The sequence below is a fragment of the Thalassotalea fonticola genome, from assembly GCF_032911225.1.
GTDB classification, from domain to species: Bacteria; Pseudomonadota; Gammaproteobacteria; order Enterobacterales; family Alteromonadaceae; genus Thalassotalea_A; species Thalassotalea_A fonticola.
On sequence record NZ_CP136600.1, the window covers coordinates 3813195 to 3825850 of the forward strand.

The window sequence follows — 12656 nt, forward strand, 5'->3', positions numbered from 1 at the left end:
TATTTATCTGTTTCCATTAAGCGGTGCTGGAGTTTGATTGCGTCTGGCTAAATTAATAAACGGCAGTTGATGCAAACAGCAATGAATGGCCTCTCTGGTTTTTTTATCTATGACGTAGGTATCATTAATATCCACGCAACTACTCTTGATTGAAGCGAATCCTATCCATTGCTGTTCGGTTTCGTGCCACACCAGAGAGGGCAGGTGGCCAACTTGAATTTCAATATTATCAACTAGTGCAAATAGCTCTTGTCCTTCAGCAAGTATAGATTTGTTATTTACTTTGATGCCTTTCATCTTATAACGAGGGCCGATAACTTTGGCTTGTTGTAATGCCTGTTTACCGACAAAATATTCATCTCGTTCTGCTTTTACGTTCCAGCCTAAGGTAAGCTCGAATGGCGTGCGTTCATCAATTACATCAGTAAAGCTACCAGCAGTATCCCAGCCTGGTACGATCATGCCGGCTTCAATGCGACACATTTGCAAGGCACTAAGACCATAACCCGGCAATGTTATCTGCATTGCCTGCTCAGTATTAACAATCGCTTGTTCTACAGTACTAATAGCTTCAGGAGAGAACCAAATTTCATAGCCTAAATCACCGGTAAAACCAACTCTGCCAACTAGCACCTGTTGACCGGCTAGCTGGAAATATTTAAGTTCAAAAGGGGCTAGCTGTTCCACATCAGTAAAGCCAAATTGCTGTAATACCGCACAAGATTTTGGTCCTTGTATGGCAAGTCCGGCAAGGTTTTCTGTTTCTTCCTTAATGAATAGATCGGTAAAGTCATTATATTTGGCAAAATGGCCATGCAGATCTAATTCTGAGATAAGTAAAAGGTAATCAGTGTCGTTGTACTTGTATACGATACCATCATCAATTAGATAGCCTTGCTCGTTACAAATAAGACCATAAGCTGCATGCATCCAGGGTAGCTGGCTTACTGGTGAGGTTAAGATGCGATCTAAAAATGCGCCGGCTTCAGCGCCCTTTATGCGTATTTTCTTCATTGGAGAAGCATCAAAAAGCGCACAACTTTGACGAATTGCCTGGTATTCATCAGCTGGGGCAGTGTATTCCATCGGCAGACAAAACCCGTTCCAAATATCGTATTCTTCAGGCTCATGACTGGCAATATAATGGTCAAAATCAAAGGCGCTATGCCGTGAAACCAGGTCGCATAGCACACTTTTTTTTGCAGTATTGTTCATCTGAATTCTCATTACAACTCATCTAAAATTTTATAATACATCATCCCTATAGCTAAAGCCGGTCGCCTGAACAGCTTTCCTCCGGGGAAGGAATAATGATGAATTTTCGCTAAAATATCGAACCTTTCAGATTTGCCATCTATTGCTTCAGCGATAACTCTTGCCATCATATGGGTAGGTGCAACTCCATGACCTGAATAGGCTTGCACGTAAAAAACATTATCGGCGAGTTTGCCGAGTTGTGGCATACGGTTAAGGCCGATGCCCATTTGCCCGCTCCAGCCAAAATCAATATTGATGCCTTTGAGTTCAGGGAACACTTTCAACATCTTTGTTGCCATCGTACCTTTTAAATCTTTAGGCTCTAAACCGGTATAATTTGATAAACCGCCAAACAACAAACGTTTATCTGCTGATAAACGAAAGTAATCTAGTGCAGTACGCGGATCACATACCGCAACATCAGCCGGCATAATGGTGTTAATTATTTCGCTTGATAATGGCGCAGTGGCAATAACAGAGCTATTTGATGGTAAGATCTTTTTCGCCAGCTTTGGTACCAGCTCGCCCATATAGGCATTACCACATAACACCACATATTTAGCATTTACCGAGCCGCAATCGGTATGTACAGTCACTCTGCTGCCATGTTCAATATTAATTACTTTTGATTGTTCAAAAATTTCTACGCCAAGCTCATTGGCCGCATGGGCTTCACCGGCACATAAATTTAGCGGGTGTACATGACCATTGCCGGTAGGGTTGAACAGGCCGCCAATGTAGTTATCGGAATTAACAAATTGTTTAACTTCTTTTTCATCAAGCAGTTGTAATTGATGAGGATTTCCATTTTTTTTACTGTGCGCCTGCCATTGGGCAAATTCTTTCATGTGACGAGGTTTAATTGCTACATCGCAATACCCCCATTTTAGGTCACAATCAATAGTGTATTTAGCAACGCGCTCTCGAATGATATCACCCGCTTCATAGCCCATATCATAAATGGCGGTAACACCCTTTTTACCAATAGTACGGCTAAATTTATCCGGGTCACCAATACCGCAAATTATTTGCCCACCGTTACGACCAGTTGCCCCCCAGGCTATACGTTTTGCCTCCAATAGCACCACAGAAAACCCTTTTTCGACCAATTCTAATGCTGTATTAACGCCGCTAAACCCGCCACCAATCACCACAACATCGGCTTTTTTATTTCCTTCTAATTTAGGGTAATGGCTAGTGTCATTAGCGGTTGCCGCATAATAAGAGCTAGTATGCTCTTTTTCAGTTACGGTTTTCTTTAATCCAAACATATTTTCTCCACATCAATGTACATAGCTGTAGTACTGGCAAGGTTCGAGTAAGTACAAATGAAAAAATCTTGATAACGGCTATTAAATTTCATGATGATGACTTTACGCTTTCTATAAGTAGGTAAACATAATAACTGTATCAATGAAAAATCGTGAGGTCAGTACCCCTTAGGGGTATATACCTAAGGGGTATATACATTGTTGTTATAACTTCCTATTCTTTTGATATTACTATTCTTTTATTTGTATTTTAGAGGCCTGTAAAAATGTTCACGGGTAAGTGTGAGTGCACTAAAATTCAGTATCAGGTTGATGGCGAAATTAATGATTTTAGTCATTGTCATTGCAGTCAATGTCGGCGACTTCATGGCGCAGCATTTGCGACTTTTGCCGGGGTTAAGCGTAATGATTTTTCTTACCTGTGTGGTGAAACAGAATTGGCCTGTTACACCTCATCCAAATCGCAGCAACGGGTGTTTTGTCGAAACTGTGGTTCTAATATTATGGCTACCCTAACGGACGAACCGGATACATTTTATTTAGCTATGGGTACTATAGACGGTAATCCGCCATGTCCACCTCCTTATCATATCTTTGTCGGTTCGAAAGCGCCTTGGTATGTCATTAATGATAATGCCAAACAATTTGATACGTTTCCCGAAGATGAACGTTAATACCAGTTAATTAAATAGGCAGACTAAAGGTAATTTATGATTATAAGCTCTTATCTCCTTAGGGAGTCTTCAAATATATTTGATGGCTGGCGATCGGTTTCTATCGCTTTGTTTATGGCTTTGGTGGGTTACTCGGTTATGGTAAGTATTCCTGTACTAAGTACCGCCTGGGTGGAAATGCTCGGCTTTACAGAAGAGCAAGTAGGGCGAGTTGCTGGCGCCGATCTTGGTGGGTTTTCAGCTGGCGCGATATTGGCTGCGACGTTAGTTGGCCGGATGAACCGCCAAATCTTGGTTTTACTCGGACTGGTGATATCTATTGCGAGTAACTCTTTATGCATGATTTATGTCGATTACGAACAGGTTCTGTGGCTACGTGTAGTGGCTGGGCTTGGTAGTGGAATTTACACTTCAGTTGCGGTGACTTCTTTAGGCGGAACAACCAATCCGGCACGGGCCTTTAATTTATTGTTATTCGCTTTTGCATTCTCACAAGCTTTGGAATTATATATATTGCCAAAACTGACGATGAATGGGATTTACCTTTTTTTTATTGGCTTATCAACAGTCTGCGTATTGTTTTTACGTTGGATACCAAAACGGCCGCTTAATGAAACTGAATTGGCAGAACAGGAAAAGCATGAAAATAAAATTGAAGATTGGCATGTGCCAAAAATAGTACCTTGGCTTTGCCTTGTTGCTATAGGGTTCACTTATGTAAATATTGGTGGCTACTGGACTTATATTGAACTGGCAGCTTTGGCGGATGGTATTGCAGATGATTGGATTGGTAGCTTGCTGGTTTGGACCTCTTTTTTCTCAATTGTTGGTTGCCTGATTGCCACCATACTTAGTGATCGTTTTGGCTTATTTAAACCGTTAATCGTTTCATTACTCGCAATGGCGACAATTGTTGGCATGCTCGGTGGCGGTATTACTGAAACCAATATTATGTTCAGTTTATTCTCTTTTAACCTGTTATGGATATTTGTTGATGTTTTTCAAACGGCAATGGTTGCTCATATGGACAGAAGTGGCTCTTTTGTGGCGTTAGTACCAGGCGCACAAGGTTTTGGACAAATTATCGGCCCTAACGTAGCCGCTTCAGTATTAGGGGCAGAATTAGGTTATAGCACAATGTTTATTGTCAGTGGTTCAATGGCGTTAGTGGCAATGCTTATCTACATAGGTGTATCGTTTTATATGCATCGGCACGTTAAAAAATCTGTATTATCAAATGCCAGCTAAAATTAGTTATAGGCAAAGTTAAAAATTCGAGAACATATGAGTACAGACTTTTATCCGTTAACTATTGCTAGTGTGGAGCACCTTACTGAAGAGGCAATTCAGGTAAGGTTTAATTTTCCTGCTGAATTAACGACAAAATTTTACTACAAGCAAGGTCAGCACCTAACCTTAAAGGCGATTATCGATGGCGTAGAGGTTAGGCGATCGTATTCTGTTTGTAGTGGTGTGCATGAGCAAAAGTTAGTGATTGCAATAAAATGTATCAACAATGGCATTTTTTCTAATTATGCTTTCGCAAATTTTACCCCAGGGATGATCTTAGAGGTAATGCCACCCCAAGGACATTTCCGCTCAGAGTTATCAATAGACAACGAAAATAACTATTTATTAATTGCTGTCGGTAGCGGTATTACGCCAATTATATCTCACATTCAGTCAATTTTGGCCGCTGAACCGCAAGCAAAAGTGACCTTGATTTACGGTAATAAATCTGCTGAAAGTGTGATGTTTTATAAAACCTTATCAGTAATTCATCATTATCATAAAGACAGGTTTCAATGGTTAAATATTTTTTCTCAGCAACAACAATCTATTGCGCTGTACAATGGACGAATTAACCAGCAAAAACTTCTCGATTTAGCCGCAGCCAAGGTGATCGATCTTGCTGTCGTTAGCGATGTTTTTCTTTGTGGTCCAGAAATTATGATTGATGAACTGAGCAATGCATTTAAAGCTTGGCAACTTGATCAGCACCATATTTATTCTGAATTATTTTTCTCTCAGCAAAATAGTCGCGAAATTGCAGATGCTAACATCAAACGAGAACAGCAATATCATAACGAAACTAGTGCTGTTAGCGTGAAAATTGATGGCGTCAAAACCATATATGAAATACCTAAAGCGGGCGATAGTATCGTTGATTCGGCAATGGCGCAAGGTGCTGATTTGCCATATTCCTGTAAAGCGGGAGTTTGTGCAACGTGCATGGCTAAGTTGATTAAAGGTAAGGTTGAAATGGATGAAGATCATGTGCTTACCGACGAAGAGTTGGCACAAGGGATGATCTTGGCTTGCCAATCACATCCCCAAACAGATGAAGTAGAAATAAATTTTGACCTATAAATTATCGAACTTGCTAAAACTTTTTAGTTCGTCAAAACGGTTTGCTTTTTTTCACTCACTTCAGCTTGCCACTCAAAAATATTAAGCTCAATCAAGAAGAAAGCCACTAGCCAGAGAAAACTATCCCAGAAATCTACAAATGTTCCTTCAAAGCCCCAATATACAGATGCAACAAACAAAATCAGATATACACTGCTTTTAATTACTTTACTGTACTTTTGCCAAAATGCACTTGAATATTTACCTAGCTGTACTCGCACGTCATATTCCAACATTAGCACTACCACAAGCCAAGCCGCGGCGTTAATAACATCAACCCAGGCTAATGCTTGCGTCCAGAAAAGATCTTCTTTCGAGCTTAGGATACTTAAACTGTCATGGCTCAGGTAGCTAGTAGCATTATAGCCATAGTCGCTACAATTTTGTTGAGTGAGCTGTATATATTCATTTAGGGTTTCCATATATTTGAAGTCACCGCTTATTGTACATAAATCGCTGAATTGAACATCGCTAAAATTAAACGTTAGCCCAAGTTTTACCATATAACCATAAAACGCATAAACGATAAAAAAATAGCAAAAAATACGAAAACCATGCATCGCTCTTTTGGTCCAGCCGGTTATTTGCTCATCTTCAATAGTGTATGTTTCTAATTCAAATAATAGCAGTAATAGAACCCATGCAGCGGTATCCACTGTCGCTGAAAATGCTTCAACAAAGTTGGATAAGGTGAATCCTGCGGCAAATGTTACTACAGCAGCTGTAGATTCTTCTTGGTAAAACAGCACTAAATTATAGGCAAGTAACAAGTAGACTAGATACTTGAAGGCTTGATAGCCCCAGGCATTAAAGTGATGTTTTAGTAATGCTTTCATATAAGGCCCTAGCGTTTTTATTATTATTTATTTGAAAAAATAAAGGCAAATTACATTACTATAATTTGCCTCTAATTCGATACTTTTGTCAATTAGCACTAACCTATTTGATAATGAGCAGCGGTTTGATCTAGGGTGATTTTCGCTTTTTCAATAAGCTCATCAATTTCTTTCTCATTAATAACTAAAGGCGGCGAAATAATCATGGTATCGCCGCAAGGCCGCATAACCAAGCCATTATTAATGGCAAAGTCTCGGCATACGCCACCGCCTTTTGATTCTGGTTCAAGGCGTTCTTTGGTTACTTTATCTCTAACTAACTCGATGGCAGCAACCATACCTAACCCCCTGGCTTCACCAACTATTGGATGGTCTGCAAGTTCTTGCCAACGCTTTTGTAAGTAAGGAGAAGATTCTGCTTTCACTTGTTTGATAATGCCTTCCTCGTCCAATATATTGATATTAGTTAATGCAACTTTTGCTGCAACCGGGTGACCTGAGTAAGTAAAGCCATGGTTAAAGTCGCCGCCTTCTTCAATAAGAACTTGTGCCACTTTGTCTGAAACTATGACGCCACCAATTGGCACATACCCAGATGATAAGCCTTTTGCTATGGTCATTAAGTCAGGTTTTAAATCAAAGGTTTGAGCAGCAAACCATTCGCCGGTTCGACCAAAACCAGAGATAACTTCGTCAAGAATAAATAATATATCGTACTTGGCTAAAATGCGTTTTATTTCTGGCCAGTAAGTGGCTGGAGGAATGATGACACCACCTGCACCCTGAAATGGTTCGGCGATAAATGCACCAATTTTATCTTCACCAATTTCAAGGATTTTAGCTTCTAATGATTGTGCCGCCTTTATACCGAATTCTTCAGGGCTTAAACCGTCACCTTCGCCAAACCAATAAGGTTGATCAATATGAACTATGCCCTCAATAGGCAAGTCGCCTTGTTCATGCATATATCCCATCCCGCCTAAGCTAGCTGCCGCTACGGTAGAGCCATGGTAGGCATTTTTACGACTAATAAATATTTTTTTGTCAGGCTTACCTTTTAAATCCCAATAACGACGTACCATTCTAAAATTAGTATCGTTTGCTTCTGAGCCTGAACCAGTAAAGAACACTTTATTCATATGATCTGGGGCAAGGGATGCTATTTTTGCCGCTAGTTCAGTCGCAGGTGTGGTCGTCGTTTGAAAGAACAAGTTGTAATAGGGCAGCTCACGCATTTGTTCTGCTGCGGCATCACAAAGTTCCTTACGGCCATAGCCAATATTGACGCACCATAGACCAGCCATACCATCAAGAAACTTATTACCTGCGCTGTCATAAAAATATACACCTTCGGCTTTTGTTATAATCCTTGGGCCTTTTTCTGCTAAGGTTTTGTTGTCACTAAATGGTTGAAAGTGATGTGCGTTATTCTTTTGTTGTAATTCTGTTTGCATAATACTTCTCTATAACGCTTTGCAGCGCCTTTATGTAAATGATAGATATTTTAATAACCTAGTGCGTTATTGTTGGGCTATATAAGCGCTATACCGTAGTTAATAAAAAATGTCTTTCCCAGCTGCTGATCACATTTTTATAATTTTCATGATCGGCTTTGCGGGTTTCAATAAAGCCTTTTACAAATAGTTCGCCTAAGTAATATTTTACTTTTTCACTATTTTCCATCCTGCTGATAGCGTCATTAATATTTAATGGCATGTCGCTGGCGCATTGTTCATTTTCTTTGCCCATTTTTTCTTGGCTGGGTTTAATTTTTTCCTCCATACCTATAAAGCCACACAGTAATGTCGCCGCAATGGCTAAATAAGGATTGGTATCTGCACCGGGAAGGCGGTTTTCAACACGCCTCGCTTGTGTGGGAGAGTTAGGTATACGTAAGCCCACAGTGCGGTTTTCAATGCCCCAATCTAAATTAACGGGGGCAGCAAGACCGGCAACAAAGCGTTTGTAGGAGTTTATATTTGGCGCGAAAATCGGCATCATTTCAGGGATGTATTTTTGCAAGCCAGCTATATAGTGGTGAAATGCTGCAGTATCACCTTGCTCATTGGCAAAAATATTTTCACCCGTGCTGGCATCGACCAAGCTTTGATGAATATGCATGGCATTGCCAGGCTGGTCTACCATAGGTTTGGCCATAAACGTGGCACTAAAACCATGTTTGATCGCTGCTTCTTTAACCATACGTTTGAACATGAATACTTGATCGGCTAGTGATAGTGGCTCACCGTGCATAAAATTGAATTCAAATTGCGCTCGACCTTCTTCATGGACCACGGTTTCTAACTTAAGACCTAATTGCTTAGCCCAAGCATATACGTCATCAATATATTCACTAAATTCAGTAATCGAGTCTATACCAAATGATTGACGGCCGCGTTCAGCATAACCAGAGCGGCCAGTTGGCACCTCGAGTGGTAAATTGGAATCGGCGTTTATTTTGGTCAGATAAAGCTCCATTTCAGGAGCAACAACGGCTTTTAGGTTTTTTTGCGCATACAAATCGATAACTTTTTTTAATATGGTGCGCGCCGATAATTGAAAGGGTTTACCTTGTTGATCAAAGCAATCATGAATGATCATTGCCGTTGGTTTTTTAGTCCAGGGTAAAATATAACAAGCATTGGCATCTGGTGTTAATACCATATCAATGTCGCGTTCATCAATTAAGGTAAATAGCAGGTCATCGTCAATCAAGTCACCACAAGCCGCTTGCAGCATTATGGCTTCGGGGATGCGAAAACCTTCATCTTGAATAAAGGTTTTAACCGGTAAAATTTTACCTCTTGGGATCCCTGTATGATCGCAGGTAATACACTGGACTTCTTCGATATTATTTTCTTCTAGCCAGGTTTTAATACTATCCATTTTGCTGTTTCACCTTATGTCTTTTTGCGCAAGCATTGCCAAATTCGGCAAAGATTTTTTTACTGTATTTATTATTATGATATTGCCATTCGGGATGCCATTGAAATGCCATGGCAAAGTTGTTAGCCGCAGTAACTGAAAAAGCTTCTATTAACCCATCTTCAGCGACTGCTTCAATTGTTAATCCGGCCCCCAAATTGTTTATGCCTTGAGTATGCAAGGAATTAACAGCAATGTTCTGCTCGCCTAATAGTTGGCTTAATTTGCCGTTCTCTCGTAACTGTATCGGATGACTTGCACCGTATTGCTGTTCTAATGTTTGCTCTTTATCTTCACGGTGTTCAATAAAAGAGCCTACTTCATGTAGTTTTTGATGCAAGCTACCACCAAATGCGACGTTCATTTCTTGGAAGCCCCGGCATATACCCATAATAGGAATGCTCTGAGCAATTGCTGACTTTATTAACGGTAAGCTCGAGTTGTCACGATGAGTATCAAGTTTCGTACCTGTTTCTGCGGCATCATTCTGGTAATGTAGCGGGTCAATCATTGAGTAGCCGCCGGTTAATAAAATGCCATCAACTAGCTCAAGTAGTTGCTCAATCTGCAGGCTACTGGATAATGCTGGAATAAGGATCGGTTGGCATTGACTGCCGCCTATCATCGACTGTAAGTATTTATCGCCGGCAATGTGATACGCATGTGGACCAATGATTTCTCGGTCACAGATAACGCCTACAATGGGCAAACTTGATTGTTTCATATACTAAACCAAAAAATAACAAAGTGTTCGATTTAATATACACTAGCATACATTTTAATGCACAGTCGAGTGCTGTTTTTAAATGTAATGGTTAACTTTTATAGCTTTGTTTTTCGCGAGTGTAGGGAAAAATAACCTTTGTTATGATTAATTTTATAGATAAAACAAAGGGTTGGTAGTTGGTGTCGGGTAGTCGTAAAAATTATTGGCAGAGTGCAAATTAAGTGATTGATATATTTTACAATCATCTACCAATAGTGCAACGTCGACAGAATCGACGTGTGTATTATACCCATTGGTATTAATTACATTGAGTGGACAAAATGGACGTGCAATTTTTGTTTGAAATCACTAGTGATCGGCTGTGGCTTTTTATTGGTGTAATCGTAATGCACCATTATTGCTGTTCCGGAGACATGCAAGACATTGTTTTGCCAAGCTTCCTGATAAATATCCAAAGAAGTGTTACCAATACGTTTTATATAGGTTTTTATCTCAACATCTTTACCAAACTTTAATGGCACATGAAAATCGATGCTCATGTTGGCTAAAATTAAGTTCCATTGGTTCAGGTTTAATGCTGAATCGGGGCTGAATAGTTTAAATATAGGATTGCGAGCAGCTTCAAACCATTGCGGAAAAACAGTGTTGTTAATATGCCCTAATGCATCGGTTTCGCCGACCCTTGGCTTGATAATTTCGTAAAACATAAAAGGCTTCCTTGGAAACGATAACATTGAGATGTACTAAAGATTCACCTTACACGCATTAAAATTAATGTTCAATAAACGAAACACTTTAAATGAAATAATTTACACAAAAAAGGCAACTGCACGCAGTTGCCTTTTAACGATAAAACCAGTTCGCGTAATGATCAGATCATTATACGGATTGGTATAAGTACTTCAGTAATTATTTAGAAAGATTTACCAATGCTAAATACTAATGATTCTTCACCTTCACCAGTTTCAACATCTAACTCTTCAGAGTTAATAATTACAGCAACGCCAACATCAAAACCTGCTACTTCTGCGCCATAACCTAATTCAACGTAGTCACCTTCAAAGTCTTGGCCCCAAGTACCTACAGTAGCGTAGAAACTTTCGTATTCAGCCGTAACAGCAAGGAAGTCATAATCTGATTCTTCGATACCTAAATCATCATCTTCCTCGTGAACACCAACATTGTATGATACTGATAAAAAGCTGTAGCTTAAACCAAGGTTAACTTCGTTATAGGCTGAATCGAAATCACCTGTATATTGATACGAAGTAAAACCAGCACTTAAGCCTAAACCACCATCAGTTTCAAAACCGTAAGCTCCGTAGAAATCAATTTCTAAACCGTCTTGAACGTCAGCTGCCCAAGTACCTACAGAGAAGTTACCGTTTTCATAATCGAATCCGCCACTTGCTGAAGCTGTGGCTGTTTGTGCTATACCGCGAAAGAAGTATTGTGATACCACACCAGCATTACCGCTTACGCCTTCAATTTCAATTGCAGATGCTGTCGTTGATACTGCTGTGCCAAGAGTCATCGCCGTTAATAGTAATGATGCAGTAAATAATTTTTTCATAATGTTTCCCTGATTTAATTTTATTTTTAATAGTTTTAAAGTAACTGGCTATTAAGTTTGCAAGGACAGTGCCTGAATGAAGAAAATAATGAAAATAGAGCTGCAGAGTGCTATTTATCTGATGTTAATAATTTGTTAGTGAAGATTGATTTTTAATCAATAATTGCTCTTGCTCAGAAGTGGTGCGCACCATGCACTTATTTTGCACAATTATTATTGAATATTTACGCAATGTTACTTCAACTTAAGCGCATCATTAGGTAAAGTACGCGTAAATGTAAAATAGAGTATTACTATGTCTTCTTATTTAATTGCACCATCCATTCTATCAGCCGATTTTGCTCGTCTTGGTGATGATGTTGCTAAAGTATTAGCCGCTGGTGCTGATGTTGTTCATTTTGATGTAATGGATAATCATTTTGTGCCTAATTTAACCTTTGGTCCAATGGTGTGTAAATCGTTAAGGGACTACGGTATTACCGCGCCTATCGATGTGCATTTAATGGTTAAGCCGGTTGATAGTTTAATACCTGGATTTGCCAAAGCAGGCGCAGACATAATTACTTTTCACCCGGAAGCCAGCGATCATGTCGACCGTACTTTGCAACTTATCAAAGACCATGGTTGTAAAGCCGGCTTAGTGTTAAATCCTGCGACGCCTTTACAGGTACTCGATTTTGTTATGGATAAATTAGATGTTATTTTATTAATGTCTGTGAACCCGGGTTTTGGTGGACAATCATTTATTCCATCAACGCTAGATAAATTAAAGCTAGTAAAAGAAAAAATAACTGCCAGTGGGCGTGATATACGTTTGCAAATTGACGGTGGTGTAAAAGTAGATAATATTGCAGAAATAGCTGCAGCGGGCGCTGATATGTTTGTTGCCGGCTCGGCCATTTTCTCAAATAGCGATTACAAAGCAGTAATCGATCAAATGCGCAGCAATCTTGCGCAAGTAGATTAACAGTTTAAGTTTTAAGG

General features: G+C 39.7%; 12 protein-coding genes. 4 read left to right on the forward strand and 8 right to left on the reverse strand.

Annotated elements, in window-relative coordinates; translation table 11 throughout:
* Positions 1-3 precede the first annotated feature (3 nt).
* Together RI844_RS15505 and RI844_RS15510 are read right to left on the reverse strand one after the other, a co-directional pair.
* Positions 4-1215, reverse strand: coding sequence for an aminomethyltransferase family protein (locus tag RI844_RS15505; RefSeq protein WP_348395576.1), 1212 nt, complete (start codon positions 1213-1215; stop codon positions 4-6).
* A gap of 11 nt (positions 1216-1226) precedes the next feature.
* Entirely contained in the window at positions 1227-2528 is a 1302-nt protein-coding gene (locus tag RI844_RS15510; protein ID WP_348395577.1) for an NAD(P)/FAD-dependent oxidoreductase, read from the reverse strand.
* Between the two features lie 266 nt (positions 2529-2794).
* Between RI844_RS15510 and RI844_RS15515 the strand changes: the two genes are divergently transcribed.
* Genes RI844_RS15515 through RI844_RS15525 form a run of 3 tightly spaced genes read left to right on the forward strand, consistent with a single transcriptional unit; the run spans position 2795 to position 5572 of the window.
* Positions 2795-3202: a GFA family protein gene (locus RI844_RS15515; protein ID WP_348395578.1), complete on the forward strand. Its 408-nt coding sequence runs from the start codon at positions 2795-2797 to the stop codon at positions 3200-3202.
* A 36-nt stretch (positions 3203-3238) separates the two neighbouring features.
* Positions 3239-4450 carry an MFS transporter gene (locus RI844_RS15520; protein WP_348395579.1) on the forward strand — a complete coding sequence of 404 codons (1212 nt, stop codon included), beginning with the start codon at positions 3239-3241 and terminating at the stop codon, positions 4448-4450.
* Between the two features lie 36 nt (positions 4451-4486).
* Positions 4487-5572, forward strand: coding sequence for a 2Fe-2S iron-sulfur cluster-binding protein (locus RI844_RS15525; protein WP_348395580.1), 1086 nt, complete (start codon positions 4487-4489; stop codon positions 5570-5572).
* A gap of 23 nt (positions 5573-5595) precedes the next feature.
* Here the strand turns inward: RI844_RS15525 and RI844_RS15530 are convergent, their stop codons facing one another.
* The 6 genes from RI844_RS15530 to RI844_RS15555 form a co-directional block, all read right to left on the reverse strand.
* Positions 5596-6447 carry a hypothetical protein gene (locus tag RI844_RS15530; protein ID WP_348395581.1) on the reverse strand — a complete coding sequence of 284 codons (852 nt, stop codon included), beginning with the start codon at positions 6445-6447 and terminating at the stop codon, positions 5596-5598.
* A gap of 98 nt (positions 6448-6545) precedes the next feature.
* On the reverse strand, positions 6546-7901 hold the full coding sequence (locus RI844_RS15535; RefSeq protein ID WP_348395582.1) for an aspartate aminotransferase family protein: 1356 nt from the start codon (positions 7899-7901) through the stop codon (positions 6546-6548).
* Between the two features lie 88 nt (positions 7902-7989).
* Positions 7990-9333: a glutamine synthetase family protein gene (locus tag RI844_RS15540; RefSeq protein WP_348395583.1), complete on the reverse strand. Its 1344-nt coding sequence runs from the start codon at positions 9331-9333 to the stop codon at positions 7990-7992.
* Positions 9326-10096: a gamma-glutamyl-gamma-aminobutyrate hydrolase family protein gene (locus RI844_RS15545; protein ID WP_348395584.1), complete on the reverse strand. Its 771-nt coding sequence runs from the start codon at positions 10094-10096 to the stop codon at positions 9326-9328. The genes RI844_RS15540 and RI844_RS15545 overlap by 8 nt, the downstream gene beginning before the upstream one ends.
* Before the next feature lie 305 nt (positions 10097-10401).
* The gene (locus RI844_RS15550) at positions 10402-10806 is read right to left on the reverse strand and encodes an acyl-CoA thioesterase (protein WP_348395585.1); all 405 of its coding nucleotides are present in this window, start codon (positions 10804-10806) and stop codon (positions 10402-10404) included.
* Positions 10807-11012: 206 nt separating this feature from the next.
* Positions 11013-11672 carry a TorF family putative porin gene (locus RI844_RS15555; protein WP_348395586.1) on the reverse strand — a complete coding sequence of 220 codons (660 nt, stop codon included), beginning with the start codon at positions 11670-11672 and terminating at the stop codon, positions 11013-11015.
* A 295-nt stretch (positions 11673-11967) separates the two neighbouring features.
* Here RI844_RS15555 and rpe point away from each other — a divergent pair, with 295 nt between their 5' ends.
* Entirely contained in the window at positions 11968-12639 is a 672-nt protein-coding gene (gene rpe / locus RI844_RS15560) for a ribulose-phosphate 3-epimerase (RefSeq protein ID WP_348395587.1), read from the forward strand.
* Positions 12640-12656 lie beyond the last annotated feature (17 nt).

What these genes read in the sequence shown, in the direction of transcription:
- RI844_RS15505 (WP_348395576.1), bottom strand. Translation starts at nt 1,215, where the DNA reads ATGAACAATACTGCAAAAAAAAGTGTGCTATGCGACCTGGTTTCACGG.
- RI844_RS15535 (WP_348395582.1), bottom strand. Translation starts at nt 7,901, where the DNA reads ATGCAAACAGAATTACAACAAAAGAATAACGCACATCACTTTCAACCA.
- RI844_RS15530 (WP_348395581.1), bottom strand. Translation starts at nt 6,447, where the DNA reads ATGAAAGCATTACTAAAACATCACTTTAATGCCTGGGGCTATCAAGCC.
- RI844_RS15550 (WP_348395585.1), bottom strand. Translation starts at nt 10,806, where the DNA reads ATGTTTTACGAAATTATCAAGCCAAGGGTCGGCGAAACCGATGCATTA.
- RI844_RS15510 (WP_348395577.1), bottom strand. Translation starts at nt 2,528, where the DNA reads ATGTTTGGATTAAAGAAAACCGTAACTGAAAAAGAGCATACTAGCTCT.
- RI844_RS15520 (WP_348395579.1), top strand. Translation starts at nt 3,239, where the DNA reads ATGATTATAAGCTCTTATCTCCTTAGGGAGTCTTCAAATATATTTGAT.
- RI844_RS15555 (WP_348395586.1), bottom strand. Translation starts at nt 11,672, where the DNA reads ATGAAAAAATTATTTACTGCATCATTACTATTAACGGCGATGACTCTT.
- RI844_RS15525 (WP_348395580.1), top strand. Translation starts at nt 4,487, where the DNA reads ATGAGTACAGACTTTTATCCGTTAACTATTGCTAGTGTGGAGCACCTT.
- RI844_RS15515 (WP_348395578.1), top strand. Translation starts at nt 2,795, where the DNA reads ATGTTCACGGGTAAGTGTGAGTGCACTAAAATTCAGTATCAGGTTGAT.
- RI844_RS15545 (WP_348395584.1), bottom strand. Translation starts at nt 10,096, where the DNA reads ATGAAACAATCAAGTTTGCCCATTGTAGGCGTTATCTGTGACCGAGAA.
- rpe (WP_348395587.1), top strand. Translation starts at nt 11,968, where the DNA reads ATGTCTTCTTATTTAATTGCACCATCCATTCTATCAGCCGATTTTGCT.
- RI844_RS15540 (WP_348395583.1), bottom strand. Translation starts at nt 9,333, where the DNA reads ATGGATAGTATTAAAACCTGGCTAGAAGAAAATAATATCGAAGAAGTC.